We start from the raw sequence: 25,851 nt of genomic DNA, 5'->3' as shown, positions 1-25,851 counted from the left end.
GGAGCGCATCATGCACGTCGACAACCTGCCGGTGGGGTCGCACGCGGCCCCGCCGCTGGGCGACCGGAAGCCCGCCGGGGCACCGCCGGTCGTCACCGCGCGGCGGGTGACCAGGACGTACGGGCGCACCCGGGCCCTCACCGGCGTGGACCTCGACGTCCGCGCCGGTGAGGTGCTCGGCCTCGTCGGCCACAACGGCGCCGGCAAGAGCACGCTGATGCGCGTCCTCGCCGGCCTCGAAGCCTGCGACGAGGGCACCGTCATCGTGGACGGGCGGGAGGCGACCCGCGACGTCGGGCCGGGCGCCGCCGCCTTCCGCGGCGTCCGGATGGCCTACCAGGAAACGTCGCTCTGCCCGGACCTCACCGTCGCGGAGAACATCTGGGTCTCGTCCCGGCACTGCCTGCCCCGCCTGGGCTGGCGGCGGGCGGCCAGCGCCGCGGTCGCCCGCCGGCTGGACGAGATGTTCCCGGGCCACGGGGTGACGGCGCGGGATCGGGTCGAGGACCTGTCGCTGGCCCAGCGGCAGATGGTGGAGATCGTCCGGGCGAGCCTCGTCGATCGGCTCGAACTGCTGATCCTGGACGAGCCGACCGAGTCCCTCGGCCCGGACGCCGCGCGGTCGCTCTACGCGTACGTCCGCCGGCTCACCGCCCAGGGCACGGCCGTCCTGCTCATCTCGCACCGGATCCGTGAGGTGCTCTCGGTGGCCGACCGGGTCGCGGTGATGCGCGACGGCGCGGTCGTCGCCGAGCGGCCCGCGGCCGGCCTCGGCGAACGGGACGTGCTCACCCTGATGGGCGCGGAGGTGGTGGAGCCGTCCGCCGCACCCGGGCCCGCCCGGACCGCCGGCGAACGGCCGGTCGTCGCCGAACTGCGCGGCGCCACCGGGCACGGCCTGCACGACGTGTCGATCACGGTGGGCCGGGGCGAGGTCGTCGGGCTGGCCGGGCTCGCCGGTCAGGGCCAGCAGCAGGTGCTTGAACGGCTGTGGCGGCCCGTGCGGCGGGACACCCGCGTCGAGGGCACCCGCGCCTACGTGCCCGGTGACCGGCAGCGCTCCGGCATTCTCCCGCTGTGGTCCGTGGCGGAGAACCTCACCGTCACCGCCATGCGCGGCCTGGCCCGGTACGGCGTACGCCGCGCCGGCGCGGAGGACGCCGCGGTCCGCGGCTGGGTGGGCCGGCTGGCCATCCGCGGCGGCGCCGACGCGGCCATGACCGAGCTCAGCGGCGGCAACCAGCAGAAGGTCATCGTGGCCCGGGCGTTCGCCTCCACGGCGGACCTGGTCCTGCTCGACGACCCGTTCCGTGGGGTCGACGTGCACACCAAGACCGATCTCTACACGCTCATCCGGCAGGAGGCGGCCGGCGGCCGCAGCGTGGTCTGGTACTCGAGCGAGAACGCCGAGATGGCGCACTGCGACCGGGTCTACGTGCTGCGCGCCGGGCGGGTCGTGGCCGAGCTGACCGGCGCGGAGATCTCCGAGGAACGGATCATCGCCGTCTCCTTCGCCGAATCCGAGTCCACAGGAGCACAGCCATGACGAACCTCGCCGCGAGCGCGCTGCCGTCGCGGGCCGTGCTGCGCCGCAACGGACCCGCCATAGTCAGCGCGATCGCCCTGGTGGCCATGATCGCGGTCTGCGCGTCGCTGCAGTCCGACGTGCTGACCGTCCCCGGCCTCACGCTGATCCTCTCGACCACGGTGCCCCTGGTCATCGCGGCGCAGGCCCAGATGGTGCTCATGGCCGTGGGCGACATCGACCTCGGCGTCGGCAACTTCGTCGGCCTGGTCACCGTCGTCACCGCCACGAAGCTGGTCTCCTCCCCCGGCACCGGCACGCTGCTGCTGGTCGGCCTGGTCGCCGCGTACGCGGTGCTCGGCGCGCTGATCCACCTGCGCCGGGTGCCGTCGCTGATCGCCACCCTCGGCGCCTCGTTCGTCTGGCTGGGACTGGGACTGTTCCTCCTGCCCACCCCGGGCGGCAGCACCCCGCAGTGGTTGGCGAGCTTCGGCTCCTGGCAGCCGGCCGGCTTCCCCGCCCCGCTGCTGCCGATCCTGGTCGTCGCGGCGCTGGTCTGGCTGCTGTCGGCCCGCAGCTCCGTCGGGGTGCGGGTCCGCGCGCTGGGCAGCAACCCGGTCGCGCTGCAGCGGGCCGGCCTGCGACCGCTGGCCGCGCGGGTCGTCGCGTACGCCGTGGCCGGAGCGCTCGGCGTGCTGTCCGGGCTGATGCTCGCGTCGCAGACCGGCGGCGGCGACGTCTCGTCCGCCAGCAGCTACACCCTGATCACGATCGCCGCGGTGATCCTCGGCGGCGGGTCCTTCGCCGGCGGCACCGCCGTGCCGTGGGGCGTCGCCATCGGCGGCATCACCCTCGGCCTGGTCAGTGTCGTCCTCAGCCTGCTCGACGTGCCGTCGAACATGCAGTCGGCCGTGCAGGGCGTGATCGTGCTGGCCGTGCTCGCCGGCCGCGTCGTGGTCGGAAAGGTGTTCCGTTGACTCTCCGTACGCTCACCCGCCCCTGGATCTGGGGCTTCGCCGCCGCCGCGCTGGTCTGGGTCCTCATCCTGACGATCTCCAACCAGGGCGGCGGGCAGACGGTGTCGCTCGCGCTGTCCCTGGCCCCCTACCTGGTCATCGTCGGCCTGGGTCAGATGCTGGTGATCACCGCCGGGCCGGGCAACATCGACGTGTCGGTGGCGCCGATCATCTCCCTGGCCGGGTTCGTCGCGGTCCAGGTGACCGCGAGCACCGGATCGGTGCCGGTCGGCGTCCTGGCGGGCATCGGGACCGGGCTGGCCGTCGCGGTGGTCAGCGTGGTGGCGATCCTCGGGCTGTCCGTCCCGCCGATCATCGCCACCCTGGCCGCCGGGCTGATCGCCTCGTCGCTGACGCTGTCGCTGGCCGACGGCTTCACCGCGATGCCCGACGAGGGGCTGCGTCGGCTGCTCAACCTGCGCCCGGCGGGCGTACCCGTGCTCGCCGTCGCGGTGGCCGCGTTGACCGCGCTGGTCGTGGCCCTGCTGCGCCGCACCACGTACGGTCGCTCGCTGCTCGCGGTCGGCCAGAGCCGGCCGGCCGCGGAACGCGCCGGCATCCCGGTCGCCCGGATCGTCGCCGTCACCTACCTGGCCAGCGGTGCCCTCGCCGGATTGGCCGGCGCGCTGCTCGCCGCCTACATCGCGCCGTCACCCGACCTGGGTACGCGGTACCTGCTCGACTCGGTGGCCGTCGTCGTCATCGGCGGCACGCTCATCTCGGGCGGCCGGGCCGTGCCGGTCGGCATCTGGGGCAGCGCGCTCTTCTTCATCCTGCTCGACGGTCTCGTCAACCTCGTGGGCTGGAGCACCGCCGCACAGAACCTGCTCAAGGGCGGCCTGGTGCTGTTCGTCCTCTTCCTCGCCGGGGGCGGAACGCTCCGCAACCCCGGCGGGACCACCCGATCCCGTCGACGGCCGCGACCCGCGGCCGCGACCACCGCTGGAACTAGCACAGGAGAGAACACACATGGCTGACACCGACGGTCTGCTCGACGCCCGCGACTTCGGCGGGGCCACCCCCACGGCCACCGGCTTCCACGTCAAGGGAGCCCACGCCCAGGACTGGGGCCTGCAGAACCGGCTGTCCCGGATCTTCCGCCCCGACAACGGCCGTACCGTGATGCTGGCCTTCGACCACGGCTATTTCCTCGGGCCGATGGCCGGCCTGGAGCGGATCGACACCAACATCGCCCCGCTCGTCCCGGACGCCGACGCGATCATGATGACCCGCGGCGCGCTGCGGACCAGCATCCCGTCGCACAGCAACGCCGGTATCGTGCTGCGGGCCAGCGGCGGTCCGAGTGTGCTGCGGGACCTCTCGGACGAGCACATCGCCCTGGACATCGAGGACGCGGTACGGCTCAACGCGGCGGCCCTGGCGATTCAGGTGTTCATCGGCGGCGAGCACGAGTCCCGGTCGGTGGCGAACCTGGCCGCCCTGGTGGACGCCGGTCAGCGGCACGGAATCGCCGTGCTCGGCGTCACCGCGGTGGGCAAGGACATGGTCCGCGACGCCCGCTACTTCCGGCTCGCCACCCGCATCAGCGCGGAGATGGGCGCCCACATCGTCAAGACGTACTACGTCAACGAGGGCTTCGAGACGGTGACCGCCAGCTGCCCGGTGCCGATCATCGTGGCCGGCGGCAAGAAGCTGCCGGAGCTCGACGCGCTGACCATGGCGTACCGCGCGATGCAGGAGGGTGCCGCCGGCGTCGACATGGGTCGCAACATCTTCCAGAGTGAGCACCCGGCGGCCATGCTGGCCGCGATCCGCGCCGTGGTGCACGGCGACGCCAAGCCCGAGGACGCCTACGAGCTGTTCCGGGAGCGGTCGGCCGGTTCCGCGTCCTGATCATCGCCAGGGGTGCGGGTCTGCGAAGCGGCCCGCACCCCGCATCCCCGGGAGCTCCTCATGTCACACCCCCAGACCGGCGCCGATGACCTCGTCGACGTCGTGATCATCGGTGCCGGCATCAACGGCCTCGCCATCGCCCGAGACGCCGCCAGCCGGGGCCTGAGCGTCGTCGTGGTCGACCGCGGGGACGTCGGCGCCGGCACCACGGCCACCTCCAGCCGGCTCATCCACGGCGGCCTGAAGTACCTCGAGCGCTACGACTTCACCCTGGTGCACGAGTCCATCCGCGAACGTCACCTGCTGTTCCGCACCGCGCCGCACCTGGTGCACGACTATCCCATGCTCATCCCGTTCTACGCCGGGGACAGCCGGCCGGGACCCCTGATCCGGCTCGGCCTGGCCGCGTTCGACGTCCTGGCGGCCAGGCGCGGGCGCGGGCGCAGTCGGGGCATGTCCGCTCGGGCGATCGCCCGGCGCTGGCCCCACCTCTCCCGGCAGGGGCTACGCGGCGGGGTGCTGTTCCACGACGCTCAGGTGCCGTGGGCCGAACGGCTCTGCGTCGAGTTGCTGCTCGACGCGGAGCGGCTGGGCGCGCAGGTGCTGACCTACACCACGGTGACCGGTCTGCTGGTGGCGGACCGGCGGGTGCACGGGGTCCGCGCCCGCGACAACCAGTCGGGGCGCGAGCGGGAGATCCGGGGCCGCCTCACGATCAACGCGGCCGGGCCGTGGATCGACCGGATCCTCGACGGCCAGGTCGAGAGCGGCCGCCTCAACGGCGGCACCAAGGGCAGCCACATCATCGTCGACCCGTTCCCGGGCGCCCCGGACACCTGCATCTTCTTCGAGGCCGCCGCGGACCAACGCCCGATCTTCATCTTCCCGTGGGAAGGCCGGTACGTCCTCGGCAGCACCGACCTCACCTACGAGGGGGATCTGGACGAGGTGGTCGCCAGCGACGCCGAGATCGACTATCTGCTCACCGAGGCCAACCGGCTGTTCCCCCAGGCCGGCCTCACCCCGGACGACGTGCTCTACAGCGTCGCCGGAATCCGCCCGCTGCCCTACACCGCCGGCGTGTCGGACAACGCCAAGATCAGCCGCGGGCACACGGTGCTCAACCACGCGCCCGCGTACCCGGGGCTGCTCACGATCATCGGCGGCAAGCTGACCACCCACCGCGCTCTCGCCGAGGACGCCACCGACGAGGCGCTGAAGGTGCTCGGTCGGCCACGGCAACGGTGCACCACCCGTACCCGGCCGCTGCCCGGCGCCGACACCCCGGACTGGTACGCGTTCCGTGCGGACTTCGCGCGCTCGGCCGCTCCGTTCACCCCGGCGCAGTCGGCCCGGCTGCTGGACATCTACGGGGTCCGGGCCCGCCGGGTGCTCGAACTCGCGGTAGCCGACCCCACCCTGGCCGAGGTCGTCGACGAGCGGACCGGGGCGGTCGCCGCCGAGGTGGTCATGGCCTTCCGCGAAGAGCGGGCGGTGACCTTGGCCGACGTGCTGCTGCGCCGTACGCTGGTCGGCCTCGGCCCGGACATGGCCGTGTCGGCGGCCCTGACCTGCGCGGACGTCGCCGTACGGCACCTCGGTTGGGACCGTGGGCGGGCCGACGCCGAGGTGGCCGCCTACCGGACGGAGCTGCGGCGTTTCCGCCCGCGCGGACTGGACCCGGCTCCGGCCGGAACGAGCGACAGGAGAACGTCGTGACGACTCCGCACACCTGCTATCTGGGGGTCGACGTCGGCCTCACCGCCACCAAGGTGGCCGCCTTCGACGTCGTCGGGAACGAGCTGGCCGTCGTGCACGCCCGAACCCCGCGTACGAGCGTCACCGCCCATCGTCACGAGGTCGACATGACCGCGCTGGCCGACACGGTGCTGTCGCTGCTCGCCGAGGTGGGCGGCAAGCTGGCCGCCGACGGGTACGCCCCGGCCGGCATCGGCGTGGCAGCGCACGGCAACGGCATCTACCCGGTCGACGAGGCCCTGCGCCCGCTCGGGCCGGCCATCGCCTCGTCGGACAGCCGGGCGCAGCACATCGTCCAGGCGATTCCGCCCGAAGGGTCCCGCCGGCTGGCCCGGGAGACCGGCTCTATCCCCTGGGCCGCCCAGCCCGCCGTCCTGCTGCGCTGGCTGTGCGACGCCGAGCCGAGCACCTACGCGGCCACCCGCTGGGTGCTCTCCTGCAAGGACTGGGTCACCGCGCAGCTCACCGGGGTGGCCAGCGCCGACTACAGCGACGCCAGCGCGTTCGGGATGGTCGCGCTCGACACCCGTGCCTACACCCCGACAGCCCTGGAACTGGTCGGCCTGCCCGCCGCCGACCTGGACCGCTTCCCGCCGCTGCGCCGGTCCGACGAGGTGATCGCGGGACTGAGCGCGGCGGCGGCGGCCCGCACCGGGCTGCCCGAGGGCCTGCCGGTCATCGCCGGCTGCATGGACTGCGTGGCGGCCACCCTCGGCGCCGGCGGGCGGGAACTCGGAGACGGGACGATCATCGTCGGCACCTGGGCGATCAACGGGGTGGTCGTGCCCGCCGGCACCCCCGCCCCGGACGTCACGCTCAGCGCGTTCATGCCCGACCCGGCCACCATGCTGGCCATGGAGGTGGCGCCGACCTCGGCGGCGAACCTCGAATGGCTCGCCTGCGCCGGGGTGCCCCACCAGCAGACCGGCGGCGTCGCCGCGGCGGAACTGCTGCAGGAGGCCGCCATGGTGCCACCGGGTGCCGACGGCCTGCTGTTCCTGCCGTTCGTCAACGGCTCGCCCGAGCACCCGTCGGCGTCCGGCACCTTCCTCGGCGTTGCCAGCAACCACCGCCGCGGCCATCTGACCCGGGCGGTCATCGAAGGGGTCGCGCAGTACCATCGGGTGCAGCTCGAACGGGTGCTGGCCAGCGGCGCGGACGTCGGTGACCGGCCGTGGCGCCTGGCCGGCGGCGGCGCCCGGTCCGCCGTGTGGGCGCAGATCTTCGCCGACGTGCTCGGCCGTCCCGTCCGCCGGCAGCTCACCAGCGAACTCGGCGCCCGTGGCGTCGCCTCGCTGCTGCCCGGCGCGCTGGGCCACGACGTACCGCCGTGGACCGTCAACGACGAGGACGACCTGTGCGTCCATCCGGGGCCGGACCGCGCCGCGTACGTGGCGCACGCGCAGGTGTTCGACCGGTGTCTCGCCGGCATGTCATCGGTGTGGTCCGAGGTGGCGCGCTACCGTACGGGCGACGGCGACTCCTGACGCGTCGACAGCCCGTCCCGGCAGCGGCCTGGTCCGCTGCCCGGGACGGGCTTTCCATTCAAGCTCACGATCTCGGGCCTCGTCGAAAGCGGGCGCGAGGCCACCGCTCTCGACGACCTCGCCCAGTGGTGGACCGCGCGACCCTGCTGCGCCTGTGGCCGAGCCTCGTGCTGCCCCCACACGTTCGCCAACTGTGGGAAGCACGCTTTGCCGAGCTGGTCACCGCGCGCCGACACGCCGCGTAGCGGCCGACCAGACCCCGCCGATTCATCGCCGGCTGGCGCAGATCGCCCTGCAGGCAAGATGGACGCCCTCTACAACCGGGCAGCCGCCCGCGACTTCCTCGACATCGACGCCGGCATCACCAGTCGCCGGTATACCCTCGACCAGCTCTGCGAACTCGCCCACGCCGCCGACGATGGATTCGACCGAGGCATGTTCGCCGCGATGCTGCGCCATGTGTCGTAGTGGCCGGCCTCCTTGCCGAAGTTGCCGGCCAGGCCGCAGCACCCGGCGAGCCGGGTCACGGAGGCAGCCGCCCGGGCCAGGAGGGCGGCGTCGGCTTCCCAGCCCGTGACGGAGCGGCGTCGAGCAGCGGCATGAGGCTGATGTCGACGAGGATGTTCATGTCGACCGGACCCGGCGCAGTGGGTCCGGTCGACACGAAGCGCGGCGGCTGTTCTTGTCAGCCGTTGAGCGCGGAGGTGATCCACTCCGACGGAACGATGTCGGCGTACGCGGGCGGGTTGGGCACCAGGCCGGTCTGGCGGTGGAAGTCCGCCGAGACGTTGTAGCCGGCCTCGTTCGGTGTCGGGGCGTCCGGGATCTCCGCCTGCAGGACCGGCACGAGTGCCTCCACCGTCTGCGGGTTCATCGTCTTCTGGTACTTCTGCAGCAGCTCGCCGGTCTTCGCCGGGTCGCCGTTGATGGTCTGCTCGGCCTTGGCGATGGCGCGCAGGAAGGCGGCGACGGCCTTGCCCTTGCGGTCGATGACGTCCCGGGTGGTGAAGAGGGCACCGTGGATGGCGTCCTTCAGAGCGGGGACGTCACCGCGAGCGGGCGAGATGTAGATGCGGCCGACTCCGGTGGCCACGGCCTGCTGACCGATCGGCTGGAAGAACGACAGGGCGTCGACTCGGCCGGCCTTCAGCGCGCCGATCGCGGCGGACGCGTCGGCGCCGAGGTTGACCAGCGTCGCGTCGGTCTTGGGGTCCAGGTTCGCCTGCTTGAACAGGTAGTTCACCAGGGCCTCGGTGCCGCTCCCCGGCCCGGTCATGCCGATCTTCTTGCCGCGCAGGGCCTGGATCCGCTCGGTCATCGGCGCGGAGTCGCCGGCGCTCGGGATCCCCGGGCCGGCGATGATGTCGACGTAGTAGGCGTCGACGAGGGAGCCGACCACCCGCGCCTTGTTGTTGACCTTGTACAGGTTGAACGCATCGGTCATCACGCCCCCGGCGATGTCGATGCTGCCGGACTGGACCGCGGCGGCGAGCTTGGCGCCGGTGCCGAGCCGGGGCCGCTCGCCCAGGGTGAGCCCTTCGGCCTTGAAGTAGCCCTCTTGTTCGGCGACGAACAGCGGGAAGAACGCGACGGAGTCGCTGATCTGGCCGACGTTGAGGCGCATGGCGTCGGTGCCGGTGACGGGCTCGCTACTGCCGCCCTTGTTGGCGCAGCCGGCGGCGAGCAGTGCCGCCGAGACGGCGACGATGGCCCCGAGGCGGCGCAGTACGGATGTTCTGTTCGGCAACATGGTGGACTCTTTCGACCGGGTGGATGGGTGGGTGGGGGACGGCTGTCAGGCCTCGGTGTCGAGGGGCTTCCAGCGGTTGGCGCGCTTGCCCAGCAGGTTGACGACGGCGTTCAGGGCAGCGGCGATGACGCTGAGCACCACGAGGGTGGCGAACACCCCGTCGGTGTCGAACTTCGCGGACGAGTCACTGATCAGATAGCCGAGGCCGCGGTTGGACGCGACGAGCTCACCGATGACCGCGCCGATCAGCGCGTAGGGAATGGAGACCCGCAGCCCGGTCAGCAGGCCGGTCATCGAGGCGGGCAGCACGACCTTGAATGCGATGTCCCGGCGGGTGCCGCCCATCAGCCGTACGGCGTCGACCAGCGCGCGGTCCACTTCGTGCACGCCGGCTGCCGTGTTCAGGAAGACCAGGAAGAACACGGTGACGGCGGCGAGCAGCACCTTCATGTCGGTGCCGATGCCGAACCAGACGATGAACAGCGGCGCCAGGGCGACCTTCGGGATAGCGTAGAGCGCCATCAGGAACGGGTCCAGGATGTCCCAGACCACCCGGACGGAGGCGATCAGATAGGCCAGGGCGGCGCCGGACAGTGCGCCGACCAGGAAGCCGAGCACGATTTCCTGCACGGTGATCCAGGTGTTCGACCACAGCGTGCCGTCGGTGACCCAGTCGCCGAGCCGGGTGGCGATGCCCTTGGGGCTGCTCACGAACTGTGGGTCGAGGACGGGTCCCGACAGCGCCTGCCAGACCACCAGCAGGGCCACGAGCAGACCGATGCGCCATCCCCAGATCAGCGCTTTGCGGCCGTGCCGCTGACGCCAGGTGCGCCGGGACGTTTCCCGGAGGGGGCCGGTGGGCCGGGTGGCCGGGCCCGCTTCCGGGGTCGTGGTGGCGTTCATCGCGCACCCTCCTTCAGCGCTCCGGACAGCCGCCGGTGCAGTTCGACGAAGTGTGGATCGACCCGGATGTCGTCGGGGTCACGCGGCCGGGGCAGGTCCACCGGCTGGTCGAGCAGGATCGTTCCGATCGGCCCGAGCACCACGACCCGGTCGGCGAGAATCAACGCCTCCTCGATGTCGTGGGTGACGAAGACGACCGTTCGGCCGCTGCCGGACCACAGCCGCAGCAGTTCGGCCTGCAGCTCGGTACGCAGTTGCGCGTCGAGCGCTCCGAACGGCTCGTCCAGCAGCAGCGTCTCCGGGTCGGCGCAGAGCATCCGAGCCAGGCTGGCGCGTCGGCGCATGCCACCGGACAACTCGCGTGGGTAGTGCCGCTCGAAGCCGGACAGGCCGACGAGCTTGATCAGTTCGGCGGCGACCGCAGCCCGTTCCTTCTTGCTCTCCCCGCGCAGCTCGCGGGGCATCTCCACGTTGCGGGTGACGTCCCGCCACGGCATCAGCGTGTCGTGCTGGGTCAGGTAGCCCACCTGCGTGTTGGGTCCGCGCATCGGCGTGCCGCGGTAGGTGATCTGCCCGGTGGTCGGCGGGGTCAGCCCGGCGAGGAGATTGAGCAGGGTCGACTTGCCGCAGCCGCTGCGGCCCAGCAGCACCAGGAAAGACCCCTGCTCGACGGTCAGGTCGACGTCGCGCAGCGCGATCAGTTCCGTGTCGTCCTTGCGGAAGTGCTTGGACAGTCCCCGCACCTCCATGACGGCGGTGCTCATGCCGTCGCCGCCGGCGGCGCCACCGCGACGCGGCGGGTGTTCGTCACTGCCATCGTGTGCACCTCGTCCTCGGTGAACCCGGCCGCCAACAGGCGGTCGGCCAGCAGTGCGAGGCCGTCCTCCACGGGCGGGTTGAACGGTTGGCCGAGGTCGGAGGAGAGCAGCGAGTGCTCGGGGCCGACCTGGCGGATGTGGTCGAACAGCGTGTCCCAGCTGACCTTTCCGGTGTACGGGGTGGTGAAGCAGCGCTCCATCAGCGCTCCCCGCTCGGCCAGGTGGCGCTGCACCTGCACCGACAGCCGCTGGGAGGTGAACTCCGGGTGGGTGACGACGATGCGCCGTACCCCGAGGTCGGCGGCCGCGTCGACGACGGTGGTGATCTCGTCGCCGGACAGGTGCCCGGTCGCCAGCACCATGTCGTGCCTGGCGATGACGCTCAGCACCTCGCGCAGCGCCGGCACGATCGCGCCGTCGGCGTCGACGACGTCGATCGCGGGGGCCATGATGCCCTGCTCGGCCAGGTCAGCCTGCAGTTGCGCCCACATCGGCGGGGTGGCGCCCTCCGGCTCGCACGCCTGGCACTCCCGTTGGTTGGCGCAGTCCACGGTGGGCAGCCAGACGACCCGCGCGCCCTGCCGGCCCGCGATCTCCACTGCCACCGGGTTGAGCCCGCCGACCGAGCCGTTCAGCGTCAGCGCGCCGAGCACGTCCACGCCGGGTACGACGTTACGCACCACTTCGGCCCGCTCGGCCGTCGGCACGTAGTGGGATTTCAATACGAAGCCCGCCAGGCCGACCTCGGCGAACCGGCGCGCCAACGAGACGTCGTCGATACGCCGGCGCATGACATCCGGCGCGACGTGAATGTGGGTGTCGTACGCCCCGGCGACGAGCTCACGGGCTCGGGCCGTAGGGGTGGGATGGTCAGTCACGGAGTCTCCAAAGGGCGTCAGGACATCGCCCCGCGACGTACGCGTTGCGGTGGCTGGTCGAACTGCGGTGAGGTGGGGTCGCGATTCAGAAGTGAACGAGGTCGGGTACGGGCGTGCGATGCGGTGCGCGGGCGGACGTCATCTCGCGCAGGGTGTCGGCGACGTGGGACAGGTGGTAGCGCATCGCGGCCTCGGCCGCGTCCGCGTCGGCCGTCGCGATGGCGTCGACGATCCGGGTGTGCTCGGCGAAGGACCGGGCGGAGCGCCCCGGCACGAGCACCGTGCGGTATTGAAAGCGCACCATCTGCGCTTTCAGCCCGGCGATGAGTCGAGCGGCCGTCTGGTGCCGGGACGCCTCGATGATTTTCGCGTGCAACCGGGCGTTGCCGTCCGAGTACGCGAGCAGGTCGCCCGCCTTCAGGCTTACCGACATCTGGGCGAGCGTCTCGCGCATGAACGCGACCTCCGCCGGCGTGGCGTGCAGCGCGGCGTGGCGGGCGGCGAGCGCCTCGAGCGCGGCACGCGCCTGGGTGATCTCCAAGGCTTCGGCCTCGGTCACCATCCGCACTCGGGCCCCGCGGTTCGGCTCGTGGACCACGAGCCCTTCCTGCTCAAGTCGGGCGAGCACGGTGCGGACTGCGGTGCGGCCCACCCCGAGCGCGGCGGCCAGGTCGACCTCGACCAGCCGCTCGTTGGGCATCAGCCGTCCCTTGACGATGTCGTCGCGCAGTCGCGCGTACGCCTCGTCGGCGGCCATCCGCCCCCGGCCGTCTCGGCCGGGGGGTGTCCGCGCCGGCTGCCGTGGTGGCACGTCGTCCATCCTCAGCGGCTCCTGGCCTTCAGCGCCGCGTCCAGTCGCGGGTATACCCGGCGGACGTTGCGCTCGTAGACCTTCTCCCGGTCGCCCGGCGTCAGCTCCAGCGCCTCCACGTACCGCCGGGTGTCGTCGAAGTAGTGGCCGGTCTGCGGATCGATTCCCCGGACCGCGCCGACCATCTCCGAGCCGAACAGGATGTTGTCGGCGCCGATGACGCTGAAGAGCAGGTCGATGCCGGGCTGGTGGTACACGCAGGTGTCGAAGAAGACGTTGTCCATGATTGACTCGTCCAGCGCGGGTCGCTCAAGCATGTCGGCGAGCCCCCGGAAGCGGCCCCAGTGGTAGGGCACCGCTCCCCCGCCGTGCGGGATGACGAACCGCAGGTCCGGGAAGTCTCTGAACAGGTCCGACTGCAGGAACTGCATGAACGCGGTGGTGTCAGCGTTGAGGTAGTGCGATCCGGTGGCGTGGAAGTTTTCGTTGGTCACCCCCGACACATGCACCATCGCCGGCACCTGCAGCTCCACCATCGCCTCGTAGAACGGGTACCAGCTGCGGTCGGTCAGCGGCGGGGAGGCCCAGTGGCCGCCGCTGGGGTCGGGGTTGAGATTGCATCCCACGAACCCGAGTTCCAGCACACAGCGGCGCAGCTCCGCGACCGAGTGTGAGATGGGAACTCCGGGCGACTGCGGGAGCTGACAGACGCCGATAAAGTTGTCCGGGTACAGCTCGACCGCGCGCGCGACGAGGTCGTTGGAGACCTGCGCCCAGCGGCTGCTGACGGCCTCGTCACCGACGTGGTGGCCCATCGCCGAGGCGCGCGGCGAGAAGATGGTCAAGTCGATGCCGCGCTCGGCCATCAGCCGCAGTTGGCTTCCCTCGAGCGTCTCGCGGATCTCGTCGTCGGAGATGCGGGGGTAGGCCGGCGCCTCTTCGCCGGCACCGAACGCAGCCCGCTGCGCCTCCCGCCACGACGTGTGCGCCTGCGGCGCGGTCGTGTAGTGGCCATGGCAGTCGATGATCACGTGGTCAAGGCTCCTCGGGTGGGGCTGGCCGGCAGGACCAGCGCCGTTCACGGGCAGGAAGCCGTGAAGCGGAGCTCCATGGCCCGCATCACGGCTCGTAGATGCCGCTCGGTGGGTGTGAGCGTAACCACCACGCAACATTGTCGCAATAGCTGTCGAGCATATTGTCGACAATTTTTTGAGCAGTCTCCACATAGGCCTTATACTCAACCGCGACCGAGGAGGCCCGGATTGGTCACGACCCCCCGTGAGGGTTCCGCCGCCACGAGACTGGCGGCCGACACACTGCGCACCGCGATGATGAATGGCGATCTCGCACCCGGACAGCGACTGGTCGAGGCAGAGCTCGCCGAGTCGTTCAACGTCAGCCGCGCCAGTCTCCGCGCAGCGCTGTTCGACCTGGCCGCCGAGGGACTGGTCGAACGCATCCCGAACCGCGGCGCTCGCGTGCGGGTCATCTCCGTGCCCGAGGCGGTGGCGATCACCGAGTGCCGCATGGTCCTCGAGGGCCTGTGTGCCGCCAAGGCCGCGGAACAGGTCACCGACGAGCAGATCGCCGAACTGACCGATCTCGGCGACCGGATGCAGCGTGCGGTCGCCGACGGCGACCCGATGACATACTCAGCGCTCAACCGGGAGCTCCACCGCCTCGTACGCGAGCACGCAGCACAGCCGGTGGCGTCGGGGCTGCTCGACCGGCTCAACGGCCAACTGGTGCGGCACCAGTTCCGGCTCGCGCTGCGCGCCGGCCGGCCGCAGGTGTCCCTCCGGGAACACCTCGCGATCATCGACGCGATCGCCCGCCGCGACCCCGCCGACGCGGAGGCCGCCGCGCGCGCACACCTGACCAGCGTCATCGCGGCGCTGCGGCAGGCCGACGCCGAGTAGCGGCGGGCCACCAGTCGCCCGGCTGTCGTCGGCGGGCTACCGCCCACCGTTGTCGCGCAGGTCGATGAGCAGGTCACGCGTGGCCGCACTGATCCGCGACGGAACCCCCAGCTCCTCGAGCTGGGCGGTGGCGGCGGTCATCTCGTCCGCGCGGCGACGGGCGTGCCGGTGGGTCCCGTCGACCAGCCGGTCGACGGTCCGCCGGTCGAAGGCGGCCAACTCGGTGCTGATGTTGTCGCGCAGCCAGTCGGCGCAGCCGGCTGCCTCCGCGGCGGCCAGCGCCTCCACCACCGCCGCGGCCAGCCCCTTGTAAAAGACGCTGCGCAGCAGCTTGCGCGAGATGGCCGCGCCCGCCGGCCCCGACTGGATTGTCACCTGCGCGCCGAAGCCGGACAGGATGGCCGCGTACCGGTCGGCGGCGTCACCGGACACCAGCATGGGAGTCCGCAGACCCTTGCCAGGAACCGGCGCCATCAACGCGACGTCGACGACCGGGACGGACGTCCCGGCCTCCTCCGCGAGCGCCGCCTTGAGACCCGGCGAAGCGGTGTTGAGGTCGGCCCAGATCGTCCCCGGCCGCACGGAAGGCAACGCGTTGCGCAGTGCCTCCATCGCGTCGTGAGAGCTGTTGACACTGAGCACCAGGTCGGCGTCGCGCACCGCGTCGGCCTCGTCGGCCCGCAGGTCGACGCCGCCAGCCGGTGCCACCTTCGGGTCGTAGCCCCGCACGTCGGCGCCGGCCGCTACCAGGTCGCGGGCGATCTCCGAGCCGGCCTCCCCCAGCCCGAGGACGGCGATACGGACGGTCGTGCGGGCCTCGGGGCGAGCGGTCTCGTGCAGCGGGGGCATGCGGTCTCCACAGGGTCGATGAACACAGAGATCACGGGCTCAGGCGCGAGGGAAGGCGGTGCCGTCGAAGAGCTTGCGGGCAGTGCGTACGACGCCCGAGCGGAGTACCCGCGGCGGGGAGGCCTCGGCGTCGACGGTCACGTCCACCAGCAGGTGGCCGGTCGGGTGCTCCACGTCGACCTGCGAGTGGCCGGCCGGCCAGTCCGCGGTGAGCTCGTGGCCGACCGCGCCCGGCAGCAGCAGGCCGGTGACCACGCTGACCGCGGCCAACACGCCGATCGCAGTGTGCGGCTGGACGGGAATGAACGACCGGGTGCAGACCTGGCCGCCGTCGCATGCGGCGGCGACGAGCGTGGTCTTCGGTACCGACGACCGGCTCACGTCCCCGAGACCCATGAGGGCACCGGCCTTGATCCGGAGGGCGTCGATGCGTTCGAGCAGCGCGGCGTCCGCGGCCAACCGCTCGTGCGGCTCGTGACCGGTCAGGCCGAACGACTCGGCCCGCGCCACGATCACCGGCATGCCGTTGTCGACGCAGGTCACGTCGACGCCGTCGATCGAGTCTCGGACGCTGCCCGTCGGCAGCAGGCTGCCCGTCGCTGACCCCTCGGTGTCGGTGAAGGCGAGAACGATCGGCGCCGCGGTGGCGGGCACCCCGGCGATCGCCACGTCGCCACGGTATTCGGGACGGCCACCCGGGGTCGGGAAGGTGGCCACCGCGACGCTGTCGGAGTTGACCATCCGAATCCGCACGCTGGTCTCATCAACTCCGGCCGGAACCAGACCGCGCTCGACGGCGAAGGGCCCCACGCCGGCCAGAATGTTGCCGCAGTTCTGCCGGTCGCTGACCGTCGCGGTGTCGACGCCGAGCTGGAGAAACAGGTAATCGATGTCCGCGTCCGGGTGCGTCGACCGGCTCACGACGGCGACCTTGCTGGTGAGCGAGGTGCCGCCGCCGAGCCCGTCGATCTGGCGCGGATCGGGGGTGCCCATCAGCCGCAGCAGCAGCTCATCCCGCTGCGCCGGGTCGGCCGGCAGGTCAGCGGCCTCGAAGTACAGGCCACGGGAGGTGCCGCCGCGCAGCATGGTGCAGCGCAGGCCGGTGTCGTCGTAGCTCACGGCTCGCTCTGGACGTACTCGTCGTAGGAGACGTACTCGATGCCGAAGCCCGTGAGCTTGTCGCGTAGCCCGTAGCGGTCCAGGCCCAGCTGGCCCTGCTCGAACGCGGCGCGGCTGGCGGCCTCCTTGTCCACCCGGGCCTGCGCGGCGGCCAGCGCCCGGGGCACGTCGGCCCTGGGTACGACCATGACGCCGTCGTCGTCGCCGACGATCACATCGCCGGGGCGCACGGTCTGTCCTCCGAGGACGATCGGCACGTTGACCGCACCGGCCGTGGCCTTGACCGAGCCCTGCGCGCTGACCGCCCGCGACCACGCCGGGAACCCCATCTCACGCAGCTCCGCGACGTCGCGCACACCGCTGGCGAGCACCACTCCACGGACGCCGCGCTTGACCAGAGCGGTGGCGAACAGCTCGCCGAACAGGCCATCGGTCGACGGCGAGTTGGTCGCGACCACCAGGACGTCGCCGGGCCGGCACTGCTCCACCGCAACGTGGATCATCAGGTTGTCGCCGGGCCAGCACAGGGCGGTGACGGCGGTCCCGCCGACGCGCGCGCCCGGCCAGGCGGGCCGGTACTCGGGGCCGAGGTAGCCGACGCGGCCGAGCGCCTCGTGCACGGTGGCGACACCGTATCCGCCGAGACGCCCCGCGTCGGCGATGTCGGCGCGCGGCGGATCGGTGACGACGACAGTCCTCATACGGAGGTCTCCTTCTTGGGTAGGAACATCAGGCGCCCTTCTCGCTCAGGGCAGTGATCACGCTGCTCAGGTGGGTCCGGGCCGCCATCTCCGCAGCCTCCGGGTCTCGCGCCGCAATCGCCGACACGACGGCGGTGAGGCCGGCCAGCGAGACCTGCGGTCGCCCGGGCCGCAGCGACAGCCGGAACTGGTGACGAACGATCTGCGCCTGGAGGCGCTCGATGAGTGCGGCCGCCGTGGGCTGGCGCGCGGCCTGACGGATCAGCTGGTGCAACTCGTGGATGAGCGCCGAGTACCGCACCAGTTCGCCAGCCCGCACGGCCTCCCGCATCCGCCGGACACCCGCATGCAGTTCGGCTATCTCGGCGTCCGTGGCGTGCTGCGCGGCCTTCGCCGCGATCAGGCCCTCGAGCGCCATCCGGCATTCGGTGATCGCCACCGCCTCCGCGGTGGAGACCCTCCGGACGCGGGCGCCCCGATTGGGGATCCGCTCGACCAGCCCGTCGGCCACCAGGGCGTCCAGGGCGAGCCGGACCACGTTGCGGGAGACGCCGAGCAGGCTCACCAGGTCAGCCTCGATCAGCCGCTGACCCGGAACGAACTCGCCACTGGTGATCGCTTCGCGCAACCACACCTGGACGGCCGGTCGACCCGTGGCCTCGCTGCTAACGGTGCTCTCCACGGCCCTCCCCCAACAGTTCTTGCGCCGACGCTAGGCGATCGGCGACAGGATCGTCAACATTTCTGTTGGAAAAGCCGCAGGACCCGAGGCACCCCGAGACGTTTGGCCTGACGCGTCCACCAGATGCGCTGAGGGTGTGCGCGGCGGCGTCGACGGTGAGGTTTCTGGCGGCGATCGCGGGCCCGGCCTCATCCGGTACGGCGGGACCGTCGCCGGTGAGCAGCGTGCCGTACAGCGGCCGGGCGTCGAGCGGGGTATTCGACCGGACCTCACTCCATCCGGGCAGGACCGGCTTCTCCAAGATGTCGCTGAGCCGGGCCAGTTCAGCGACCAACGTGTCGGAGGAGGACACGCACCTTGAGATCGCGGGAGTCCCGTGTGATTCTTGTACGTCGATGAGCTGCCGCGCGCGGGGCTGACCGCCGTCCAATGGGCAACCGGGCACCAATACCCGGGGGACGGCGACATGCACAGGAGAAGTCCGTCCCTGGTCCGCCTGCCGCGTCGCCGCGCCGTTCGGCGCGAACCACCCGCCACCGGCTGGGCGAATCTCTCGCGTGAAGGAACAATCATGAGAAACCCCAGCATGTACGGATATCGAGGGAGCCCGAGACCGGCCCGTCGCGCCCGGCCCGGCCGACGGCGCTGGACGTCGCTCGCGGCGAGCCTCCTGCTCGCCACCGGCGCGCTGTCCGGGATCCACCCGCCGAGTGCCGGCGCGGCGAGCACCACGGCGACCGTGACCGTGAACGCGCGTGCCGGGCTGGCGACCATGCCGGGCACCGCGCTCGGCGTCAACCACGCCATCTGGGACCAGCAGCTCGGCAGCACGGAGACGTCGGACCTGTTGCGGGCCGCCGGCGTGCAGATGATGCGGTATCCGGGCGGTTCGTACGCCGACATCTACCACTGGCGGGACCACACCGCGCCCGGCGGGTACGTTGCCCCCGGCACCGACTTCGACACCTTCATGGCGGCGGTGCGCCGGGCCGGCGCCCAGCCAATGATCATCGCGAACTACGGCACCGGCACCCCGGCCGAGGCCGCGGAGTGGGTGCGGTACGCCAACGTGACCAAGCGTTACGGCGCCAAGTACTGGACGGTCGGCAACGAGAACTACGGCAACGGCCTTTACGGCTCGGGCTGGGAGGCCGACGACCACCCCGACAAGAGCGCGACGCAGTACGCGAAGCTGGTCGTCGACTACGCCAACGCGATGAAAGCGGTCGACCCCACCATCAAGGTCGGCGCGGTGCTGACCATGCCGGCGAACTGGCCGGACGGTCTGACCGCCGGCAACGACCCGGGCCCGTGGAACCAGACCGTCCTCTCCCTCGCCGGCCCGAAGATCGACTTTGTCGACGTGCACTGGTACCCGGGTGGCAGCGCCGCCGAGTCGCTGGCCCGTACCAGCCACATCAGCGACGCGGCCTGGCTGCTCCGGCAGCAGATCACCCGGTACGCCGGTCCGAACGCCGCACGCATCGGCATCAGCTTCACTGAGTTGAACGTCGGCGAGGGCCAGAACACGCAACCGGGCGCGTTGTTCCTGGCCGACGCGTACAGCGGGCTGCTGGAGAACGGCGCGTTCACGGTGCACTGGTGGAACGTCCACAACGGCATCGGCACGGTGTCGACCGTGGCGGGACAGACCGACTACGGCGACTTCGGCCTGCTCTCCAGCGGCGGCTGCACCTCGGACGGGAGGGTCTGTGAACCACCCTTGAACACGCCGTTCGCGCCGTACCACGGCTTGTCCATGATGAACAAATTTGCCCGGGCCGGTGACCAGTTCATCCGCACCGGCACCGACCAGCCGCTGGTCACCGCGCACGCCGTCCGGCGAGCTAACGGAGAGCTCGCAGTGCTGCTGGTGAACAAGGACCCGAACAACGCCCACCCGGTCGCCATTGACTACGCGGGGTTCACCCCGTCGACCGCCGCGCCGACCGTCTACACCCACACCAACGGCGCCACCTCCATCGCCACCGGCCAGAACGGCACCGCGACCAGCCGTACCCTGCCGCCGTACTCGCTGACCACGCTCGTGGTGCGCCCGGCCGGCACGGTGACCGGCCAGCCCGGCGCGCCGGGCCAGCCCACCGCAAGCGGCGTGACCGACCGAGGGGCGACCATCTCCTGGCCTGCGGCCACCACGGGCAGCAGCCCGATCGCCAAGTACGAGGTGTACCGGCAGAACGGGGCGACCAGCGAGCAGCTCGGCGAGACGACGGGCACCACGTTCACTGTCGGCAACCTCAACCCGGGCAGCAGGTACACGATCAACGTGCTGACCCGGGACACCGCGGGCCGGGTCTCCTGGGCCTCCCCGCCGCTCACTTTCGCCACCGGCAGCCCGGCCACCAGCACGTGCAGCGTCCGCTTCACCAACAGCACGGACTGGGGCAACGGCTACATCGGCGCCGTCGACATCATCAACAACGGGGCAGGTGCCATCAACGGTTGGACGCTCACCTGGACCTGGCCGACCACCTGGCAGCAGGTGAGCGGCGGCTGGAGCGCCAACTGGGAACAGGTCGGCAACACGGTGCGGATCACCAACAACAACGACAGCCGGCTGATCCCCGGCGGGGGTGGTAGCACCAGCATCGGCTTCGTCGGCGAGTACAGCGGGCCGAACATCCTCCCCACCGCGTTCAACCTCAACGGCACCCTCTGCACCACTCTGTGAGATAGCCACCGTCGGCTTTCCATGATGGGCAATGGGTCGCCCCGAAGTGCTATCACCACCTCGGGGCGGCCCACCTGTCGGCAGCCGATGACCGTGGTGCCGACGCCGAGTCGGACGTCGATCCCGGCGATGTTCGGCGGATGGAGGACCAGTTGCCCAGCGGCGGTATCGAGGTATCGCCCGGCGACGTCGAGGCACTTGAAGCCCGCTGGGCGGAATGCTGGAAGCCGCGCGATGTCGCACGCCGCCTGGTCGGGATCTCTGCTCCTTGGTATGTGCGGGCCGGCTGGGCGCTGGACGTGTTCCGCGGTGAGCAGACCCGCGAGCACCACGACATCGAGATCGGCGTGCCGGTCGGGCGGTTCCCAGAGATCCGCGAACGTTTCGCCGAGTTCGCGTTCGACGGCAGCTGGCGCCGCGCGGATCTGGGAATCGGCGACGCCACAGGTGCTGAGTGTCACTCGGCAGACGTGGCTGCGCGAGCCGGCGACGGGAGCGGGGATCGCAGCACGGCGACCTCGGGGAACTCGTCCGGCGAGCCGTAACCGTGCTCGGCCAGCCAGCGTACGCTCGTCAGGCATCGCCACGACCACCATGCGCGGATGAGGTCGCGGTCGACGTCGGTGCCGTAGCCGGCGACGACGTCGCCAAGGTGCTCCTTGTGTCCGAGCGTGAGGATGGCGAGGTCAAAGAGCGCGTCGCCCTGGGACGCCTCGGACCAGTCGAGTACGCCGGTGACCTCGTCACCGGCGACGAAGACGTGGTCGACCTGCAGGTCGCCGTGGATGAACACCGGTGTCCACGGCCGGAGCGCAGCCTCGGCGAGCCGGCGGTTGCGGGTGACTACGTCGGCGGGAAGAACGTCGTTGGCGACGAGCCACTCGCACTCATCGGCGAGACGCGATGCAAGCTCGTCGACGCTCCGACCGGGCCATGGCGGCAGCGGCGCGTCGTGCAGCATCCGAGCCGCGGCACCCGCCGCGGCCCACGCGGCCGACGAAGCGGTAGAAGGCTTGCCGAGGTGACCGAGTGCCGTCCCCGGGAGAGCGGCGAGCGCGAGCACGGGTGGCCTCCGCCAGAGGATCTCCGGGGTCGGGATCGGTGCCATCGCCATCGCCTCGACCTCGACGTCGGTGCGGGTCTGATCAGCGTCGATCTTCACGAACACGTCGCCGACGCGCAGGGTCGCGCGTTCGTTATGGGCGACGACAATCTCTACCTCGTCTACGTCCATGTCGGCATCATTGCGGAAATGCCCACCGACGTCGCCGGGGTTATCTCGTGCCCTCTGCGCGTCCGCATTCATCAGCGACCTGTGGATCATATGTTCGCCGAGGACGGGCACTGCAAATCGTTCGAGGAGCGGCCCGTCTGCCAGGGCAGCCGACCACCGCGCGGCCCGCTGGAAGGTGACGCGGGCACGTTACGACACCGAGGCGCTGTCGGCGGCGGGAGCGGATGCTCGCTAAAGAAGCGGGGCGGTTGCCGTGGTCGGACTGTCGAGCGTGACGAGGTGACCTCCGCCGATTGCGTGCGTCAGACCGTTGTTACCGGGAACCAACCCGGCAACCCGCGCCGATAGCCGTATGCGGGCGACGACGCTGCCGGCGCGGTCGATAGTAGCCAGCGAACCGTCCGCGAAGGCGAACAGCACGCCGCCGGACACCAGGGCCGAAGCGAGGACAACGCCATGCGGTAGATGCCGTACGTCGGTGACGGCACCACGCCACAGGTCGATGATCGCAATCCCGGCGTCCTCGACGAGCCACAGCGTGTCGCCGTAGAGGATCGGCGTTTGCGGGCGGAGATCACGCTCGTGGTGCCACAGCACCTGCACGCCGTTCACGGGATGAAAAGTCATGACCGTGCGTCGACCGCTGACGAAGGTGACACGACCATCGTTGCTGGCTCCGTAGCTGTCGCCGGGATCGGGGATGGCCATCGGCTCTGGCAGCGACCACTGCCTCAGAACGGCCCCGGAGGTGGCCACCACCAGTAGTTTCGGCAGACCGGTGCCCGCGATGAGCACCCCAGCAGAACTACAGCGCCGCAGACGCTCAGGTATCGCCGCAGGCCCAGGCCGGGCGTCGACCACAATCGTTGCCCGTTGTCCAGGTCGAAGCAGTGCAGAACTCCTGCTTGGCTCAGGTAAAGGCAGTGCTCGCCCGCGATAACGGTCGTGCCCCAGCAATCCTCGACACGCTGTTCCCACAACTGTGCCCCGCTGCGCGGATCCAGCCGGACCAGACGCGAGTGCCGCTCCGCCACGACGAGGGAACCGGGCGCCACCGCCATCGCCTGTGGGTCCGACCTCAGATGTAATGGCCGCGACCACAACACGGCGACTGACTGATCCACCATGGCGGCATGATCGCACCTATCGGGCATGGTGGTGACACGCATTCAACTCGGCATGAGAGTGCCCGGTGCCGGCCCTCGACGCAGCGAGGCGAAGCACCCGGGTGCCGGGCGACGTTGCGCGCGGGAGCGAGGACTCAGCGGGCGGGCACCGGCTCGGGCGACGGCCGCCACTCTCGCCTGATCAGCCCGTAGACCCACGAGTCAGAGACCTCGCCGTTCACGACGCAGTCTTCCCGCAACGTTCCTTCACGCACGAACCCGAGCTTTTCCAGTACGCGGGCAGATGTCACGTTGCGGGTATCGGTCTCGGCCTGGACGCGATTCAGGTCCAGCGTGTCGAAGGCCCACCGCAGCAACGCGCGCGCTGCCTCCGTCGCGTAGCCGTGGCCCCACGCCGCGTCGTCAAAGCAGTAGCCCAACGATGCGCTGCGGTAATCCGGGTTCCACCGGGTCAGGCTGCACCAGCCGATGAACGTCCCGTCGGAGTCACGGTCCACGGCCAGCCGCGCCCCGGTGCCTTCGTCTGCCATCTGCCGGCAAGCCGTGATGAACCGCTCGGCGCGCGCGCGTTCGCTCCACGGTGGCGCGTCCCAGTAGCGCAGCACGTAGGCGTTGCTGTGCAGCGCGAAGAGGTCGTTCGCATCCGCGTCGTCGAAGGGACGCAGTCGGAGGCGAGCGGTGTGCAGCGTGGGGGTGGGCAGCGATGTGGGCGTCATATTCCCTCCGGTGATTGGTGGCCCGACAACCAGACACCCGGCGCCGGTCTCTCGCAACGGCTTTCTCGGCGGGCGGGCGGAGCGACGTGCTCGCTCATCGGCTGCTGCACCACACGCGAACGCGTGCGCGTATCGCGGCCATGAGAGCGAATCGCCGTCGTCCGCCGGGCAGGGCGGTCGACGGGGGCGGGTCACAGCCAGGGCAGGACGGGCGGAGTGGCGGGGGCGGCGAGCCGGGCGAGCCAGCCGGCGATCCCGGCGGCGCCCTGCATGAAGCCGGGTTCCGGCGGCAGGTCCGGCGGGGTCCTGGTGTGCTCGGTGTTGGACCAGGTGACGCCGGGTGGGGTGGGGACGGTGCGGGCGAGGACGTCCGCGGCGAGCATGTTGGCCCAGGTGAGCAGGGCGGGGTCGGTGGTGGCCTGGTAGCGGTCGAGTAGCAGCTGCCCGACGCCGGCGGTGCCGCAGCAGCGGGCGAGGTTGTCCCAGTAGCCCGGGTACAGCCGCTGCGGGAGGCGGCTGTCGTGCAGCGCCTGTAGGCACGCGTCGATGGCGTGCCGCCAGCGGGGCTGCGGGTCGACGGTGTCGAGGAGGGTGAAGAGCCGCACGGTGCCGGTGGGCCCGTGGCACCAGCCGAAGTTGACCGGCGGGCGGTCGGGGCGGGGTGGAATCAGCAGCGGCAGCGCCCAGCCGTCGGGTTGGTGGCCCAGGGCCAGGAGGCTGTCGGCGGCGCGGACGGCGGTGTCGAGAAGGTCGTCGCGGCGCAGGGCGTTGCCGGCGGCGGCGAGGGCGTAGGCGACGCCGGCGGTGCCGTGGGAGAAGCCGGGCATGAGGCGCTCATCCCCGGCCTGCATCCGCCAGTGCAGCCCGTCCGGTCGGTCCTCGGCGAGCCCCACCAACCCGTCTGCGAGGACGTGGGCGGCCTGCACCACAACGCTGTCGGCGGCATCGACGCACGCGTCGAGGATGGCCAGCAGGATGCCCGCGTCGCCGGAGATGACGTCGGAGTACCGCTCCGGGTCCGAGGGTCGACGCAGAAGCCGTGCGGCGATCCGCGCCGTCACCATCGCGGCGGCGTCGAGGGCGGCCTGGTCGCCGGAGACGGTCGCCCAGGCGCGCAACGCGACCGCGACCCCGGCCCAGCCGCTGAACAACCCGTCGTCCGGCATCGTCGCGGCGTCCGGCTCGTGCCGGGCAAGGTGCACCAGCCGATCTCGGGCACCGGCCGCGACCCGGCCGAGAGGCGACCTCGACCCGGTGGCGTCACCACCACCCGTCGTCGCTTCGGCGGGCTCAGCGGCCGTGGGTAGACCGGCGGCCGTGGCCTCGGCGCAGCCGAGCAGGACTCCGGCGGTCCCGGCGTACAGGTCGTCGAAGCGTTCGCCCGTCTCCAGCCAGCCCAGACCGCCGTCGGCGGGCACCGCCACCGACTCGATCCAACTGAACGCCCGCCGAACCACATCCACCGTCACCGCGCCGATCCTGCCACCTGCCGCCGGGCGGCGTCCTCGCAATATCGAGCACCTGGACTCCCACGACTCAGCAATGAAGCGGCTAAGCGGCGACCGCCTCTTGCATCGACTTTCTTACACACCCTCGCGCGTTTCCGGTCGGACCGCCGTTCGCGTCGAGGTGCTGCACCGTTTCCGCGTGCTGGTCAACGGACGGTACGTCGCGCCCGAGAGCAGTCAACGGTTGATCGGCTGCCTCGCCGTCGCCGACCACCCCGGGCCGCCGTCCGCACCCGCGGGCACGGTGTGCACGCGTACGCCGGCCAGCGACACGCCGGTCGCGGCCTCGACGGACGCGCGGACCGCGCCGGGGACGGGCCGGGTCGGCGAACGCCCGCTCGAACGCGACCCGACCGAACTCGGATCCGGCGGCCGCCCGCGGCGATGCGGAGGGGCGCTGGCCGGTGGTCGGGGCGGTGCCGGGGGCGGCAACAGCATGCAGAGTGGAGGTACTAAGTGAAGTAGATCACGGGAACCAGGTTGGCCGTCGGGACAGTCACTGCC

General features: G+C 71.3%; 26 protein-coding genes. 11 read left to right on the top strand and 15 right to left on the bottom strand.

Annotated elements, in window-relative coordinates; genetic code table 11:
* The first annotated feature begins 10 nt into the window (after positions 1–10).
* The 7 genes from ABZ671_RS15435 (at position 11) to ABZ671_RS15405 (ending at position 8,108) form a co-directional block, all read left to right on the top strand.
* Complete coding sequence (locus ABZ671_RS15435) at positions 11–1,546, top strand: sugar ABC transporter ATP-binding protein (RefSeq protein ID WP_357857323.1); 1,536 nt, start codon at positions 11–13, stop codon at positions 1,544–1,546.
* Positions 1,543–2,502 carry an ABC transporter permease gene (locus ABZ671_RS15430; protein ID WP_357857320.1) on the top strand — a complete coding sequence of 320 codons (960 nt, stop codon included), beginning with the start codon at positions 1,543–1,545 and terminating at the stop codon, positions 2,500–2,502. Before ABZ671_RS15435 ends, ABZ671_RS15430 begins: the two co-directional genes overlap by 4 nt.
* Positions 2,499–3,518: an ABC transporter permease gene (locus ABZ671_RS15425; RefSeq protein WP_357857317.1), complete on the top strand. Its 1,020-nt coding sequence runs from the start codon at positions 2,499–2,501 to the stop codon at positions 3,516–3,518. Before ABZ671_RS15430 ends, ABZ671_RS15425 begins: the two co-directional genes overlap by 4 nt.
* Positions 3,511–4,395, top strand: a complete 885-nt coding sequence (lsrF, locus tag ABZ671_RS15420; RefSeq protein ID WP_357857314.1) for a 3-hydroxy-5-phosphonooxypentane-2,4-dione thiolase — start codon at positions 3,511–3,513, stop codon at positions 4,393–4,395. Before ABZ671_RS15425 ends, lsrF begins: the two co-directional genes overlap by 8 nt.
* Positions 4,396–4,455: 60 nt before the next feature.
* Positions 4,456–6,114, top strand: coding sequence for a glycerol-3-phosphate dehydrogenase/oxidase (locus tag ABZ671_RS15415; protein ID WP_357857311.1), 1,659 nt, complete (start codon positions 4,456–4,458; stop codon positions 6,112–6,114).
* Positions 6,111–7,640 carry an FGGY family carbohydrate kinase gene (locus ABZ671_RS15410; RefSeq protein WP_357857308.1) on the top strand — a complete coding sequence of 510 codons (1,530 nt, stop codon included), beginning with the start codon at positions 6,111–6,113 and terminating at the stop codon, positions 7,638–7,640. Before ABZ671_RS15415 ends, ABZ671_RS15410 begins: the two co-directional genes overlap by 4 nt.
* A gap of 303 nt (positions 7,641–7,943) precedes the next feature.
* Complete coding sequence (locus tag ABZ671_RS15405; RefSeq protein ID WP_357857474.1) at positions 7,944–8,108, top strand: hypothetical protein; 165 nt, start codon at positions 7,944–7,946, stop codon at positions 8,106–8,108.
* Positions 8,109–8,325: 217 nt separating this feature from the next.
* On the opposite strand, the gene ABZ671_RS15400 is transcribed toward ABZ671_RS15405, so the two are convergent.
* The 6 genes from ABZ671_RS15400 to ABZ671_RS15375 form a co-directional block, all read right to left on the bottom strand.
* Positions 8,326–9,390: an ABC transporter substrate-binding protein gene (locus tag ABZ671_RS15400; protein ID WP_357857305.1), complete on the bottom strand. Its 1,065-nt coding sequence runs from the start codon at positions 9,388–9,390 to the stop codon at positions 8,326–8,328.
* A gap of 45 nt (positions 9,391–9,435) precedes the next feature.
* Positions 9,436–10,293, bottom strand: a complete 858-nt coding sequence (locus ABZ671_RS15395; RefSeq protein ID WP_357857302.1) for an ABC transporter permease — start codon at positions 10,291–10,293, stop codon at positions 9,436–9,438.
* Entirely contained in the window at positions 10,290–11,057 is a 768-nt protein-coding gene (locus ABZ671_RS15390; RefSeq protein WP_357857299.1) for an ABC transporter ATP-binding protein, read from the bottom strand. The genes ABZ671_RS15395 and ABZ671_RS15390 overlap by 4 nt, the downstream gene beginning before the upstream one ends.
* Entirely contained in the window at positions 11,054–11,989 is a 936-nt protein-coding gene (locus ABZ671_RS15385; protein WP_357857296.1) for a DUF6282 family protein, read from the bottom strand. The genes ABZ671_RS15390 and ABZ671_RS15385 overlap by 4 nt, the downstream gene beginning before the upstream one ends.
* Before the next feature lie 85 nt (positions 11,990–12,074).
* Positions 12,075–12,809, bottom strand: a complete 735-nt coding sequence (locus ABZ671_RS15380; RefSeq protein ID WP_357857293.1) for a GntR family transcriptional regulator — start codon at positions 12,807–12,809, stop codon at positions 12,075–12,077.
* A 2-nt stretch (positions 12,810–12,811) separates the two neighbouring features.
* Positions 12,812–13,831, bottom strand: coding sequence for an amidohydrolase family protein (locus tag ABZ671_RS15375; protein WP_357857290.1), 1,020 nt, complete (start codon positions 13,829–13,831; stop codon positions 12,812–12,814).
* 231 nt (positions 13,832–14,062) lie between these two features.
* Here ABZ671_RS15375 and ABZ671_RS15370 point away from each other — a divergent pair, with 231 nt between their 5' ends.
* Positions 14,063–14,719 (top strand): GntR family transcriptional regulator, encoded by a 657-nt coding sequence (locus tag ABZ671_RS15370; RefSeq protein WP_357857287.1) that lies wholly within the window; start codon positions 14,063–14,065, stop codon positions 14,717–14,719.
* Positions 14,720–14,755: 36 nt separating this feature from the next.
* Here the strand turns inward: ABZ671_RS15370 and ABZ671_RS15365 are convergent, their stop codons facing one another.
* From ABZ671_RS15365 to ABZ671_RS15350, 4 genes are read right to left on the bottom strand one after another with little or no spacing between them, the layout of a single operon-like run.
* A complete protein-coding gene (locus ABZ671_RS15365; protein WP_357857284.1) occupies positions 14,756–15,568 on the bottom strand; it encodes a DUF1932 domain-containing protein in 813 nt (270 codons plus the stop codon).
* Positions 15,569–15,607: 39 nt separating this feature from the next.
* A complete protein-coding gene (locus tag ABZ671_RS15360) occupies positions 15,608–16,687 on the bottom strand; it encodes a 4-oxalomesaconate tautomerase (RefSeq protein ID WP_357857281.1) in 1,080 nt (359 codons plus the stop codon).
* The gene (locus ABZ671_RS15355) at positions 16,684–17,388 is read right to left on the bottom strand and encodes a 4-carboxy-4-hydroxy-2-oxoadipate aldolase/oxaloacetate decarboxylase (RefSeq protein WP_357857278.1); all 705 of its coding nucleotides are present in this window, start codon (positions 17,386–17,388) and stop codon (positions 16,684–16,686) included. The genes ABZ671_RS15360 and ABZ671_RS15355 overlap by 4 nt, the downstream gene beginning before the upstream one ends.
* A gap of 28 nt (positions 17,389–17,416) precedes the next feature.
* Complete coding sequence (locus tag ABZ671_RS15350; RefSeq protein ID WP_357857275.1) at positions 17,417–18,070, bottom strand: GntR family transcriptional regulator; 654 nt, start codon at positions 18,068–18,070, stop codon at positions 17,417–17,419.
* Between the two features lie 586 nt (positions 18,071–18,656).
* On the opposite strand from ABZ671_RS15350, the gene ABZ671_RS15345 reads away from it, so the two are divergent.
* Entirely contained in the window at positions 18,657–20,762 is a 2,106-nt protein-coding gene (locus ABZ671_RS15345; RefSeq protein WP_357857465.1) for a cellulose binding domain-containing protein, read from the top strand.
* A 140-nt stretch (positions 20,763–20,902) separates the two neighbouring features.
* Entirely contained in the window at positions 20,903–21,307 is a 405-nt protein-coding gene (locus ABZ671_RS15340; protein ID WP_357857272.1) for a hypothetical protein, read from the top strand.
* On the opposite strand, the gene ABZ671_RS15335 is transcribed toward ABZ671_RS15340, so the two are convergent.
* From ABZ671_RS15335 to ABZ671_RS15315, 5 genes are all read right to left on the bottom strand, one after another.
* Positions 21,220–22,107, bottom strand: a complete 888-nt coding sequence (locus tag ABZ671_RS15335; RefSeq protein WP_357857269.1) for a phosphotransferase — start codon at positions 22,105–22,107, stop codon at positions 21,220–21,222. The two genes, ABZ671_RS15340 and ABZ671_RS15335, sit on opposite strands and share 88 nt — an antisense overlap.
* A gap of 120 nt (positions 22,108–22,227) precedes the next feature.
* Positions 22,228–22,791 carry a hypothetical protein gene (locus ABZ671_RS15330; RefSeq protein WP_357857472.1) on the bottom strand — a complete coding sequence of 188 codons (564 nt, stop codon included), beginning with the start codon at positions 22,789–22,791 and terminating at the stop codon, positions 22,228–22,230.
* Entirely contained in the window at positions 22,728–23,123 is a 396-nt protein-coding gene (locus ABZ671_RS15325) for a PQQ-binding-like beta-propeller repeat protein (protein WP_357857462.1), read from the bottom strand. The genes ABZ671_RS15330 and ABZ671_RS15325 overlap by 64 nt, the downstream gene beginning before the upstream one ends.
* A 134-nt stretch (positions 23,124–23,257) precedes the next feature.
* Entirely contained in the window at positions 23,258–23,839 is a 582-nt protein-coding gene (locus ABZ671_RS15320; RefSeq protein ID WP_357857266.1) for a GNAT family N-acetyltransferase, read from the bottom strand.
* Between the two features lie 191 nt (positions 23,840–24,030).
* Positions 24,031–25,308 carry a lanthionine synthetase LanC family protein gene (locus ABZ671_RS15315; RefSeq protein WP_357857263.1) on the bottom strand — a complete coding sequence of 426 codons (1,278 nt, stop codon included), beginning with the start codon at positions 25,306–25,308 and terminating at the stop codon, positions 24,031–24,033.
* A 178-nt stretch (positions 25,309–25,486) separates the two neighbouring features.
* On the opposite strand from ABZ671_RS15315, the gene ABZ671_RS15310 reads away from it, so the two are divergent.
* Positions 25,487–25,807 carry a hypothetical protein gene (locus tag ABZ671_RS15310; protein ID WP_357857260.1) on the top strand — a complete coding sequence of 107 codons (321 nt, stop codon included), beginning with the start codon at positions 25,487–25,489 and terminating at the stop codon, positions 25,805–25,807.
* Positions 25,808–25,851: the final 44 nt, after the last annotated feature.

Source organism: Micromonospora sp. NPDC006766 (genome assembly GCF_040636055.1).
In the GTDB taxonomy this organism is placed as follows: Bacteria; Actinomycetota; Actinomycetes; order Mycobacteriales; family Micromonosporaceae; genus Micromonospora.
The sequence above is the reverse complement of the archived record's forward strand: the minus strand, read 5'-3'. Positions and strand labels throughout refer to the sequence as shown.